At 48.3% G+C, this 656-nt stretch carries 1 protein-coding gene; it reads right to left on the bottom strand.

The genetic code is table 11. The features are described from left to right. Window positions 1-656: imelysin family protein (locus R7P64_RS24285; protein ID WP_318124166.1), on the bottom strand; the 656-nt coding region annotated here is incomplete at both ends.

Here is a 656-nt window from a genome sequence, read left to right as displayed (position 1 = left end):
AATCGTGCTCGTCTTCCGTAGAGTTCGCTTCTAGCGCAACTTTCATACGCTCACCAGCTAACTCACCCAAAGACAAAGAGCCCATACCAAACAGCATTTTACGTAGACCATTCTCTGCAGAACCTGTGAGTAGCTCTTGACGGTAGTTGCCTTTTTCATCAGCAGACCACTGTTTTTCCATCCATTCAAGATCTTGAACCAGTAGATCGGCCGCGGCTTTTAAGTACTCACCGCGACGATCGCAGTGACCATTTGTACAACCAGAACCAACAACAAAGTCCGTGTAAGCACGCTGACCTGCACCTGCATTTGTGCCGTTCAGATCTTGTCCCCATAGAAGAAATTCGATCGCGTGATAACCCGTTGCTGCGTTTGCTTCTGAGCCACCTACTTCATTCAAGCTAGCAAGTAATTCTGGAGTGATTTTTGCCACGTCAAGCTTAGACGGGCCGATCGTTAGGCTTGTGTTGGCAATGATATTTGCCGCTGCACCTTCGTTACCAAGCTCATATTGGTAGTCAGCAGCTACATAATCGATAAGACCTTCGTCAAGTGGCCAGGCATTAAGTTGACCTTCCCAATCGTCGACTACTGCGTTGCCAAAACGGAAAACTTCAGACTGTTGGTATGGCACGCGGGACTCTAGCCAAGCTTGC

Source organism: Vibrio sp. 2304, assembly GCF_033339475.1.
Lineage (GTDB): Bacteria > Pseudomonadota > Gammaproteobacteria > Enterobacterales > Vibrionaceae > Vibrio > Vibrio alginolyticus.
This window is presented reverse-complemented; position numbering and strand designations above follow the sequence as displayed.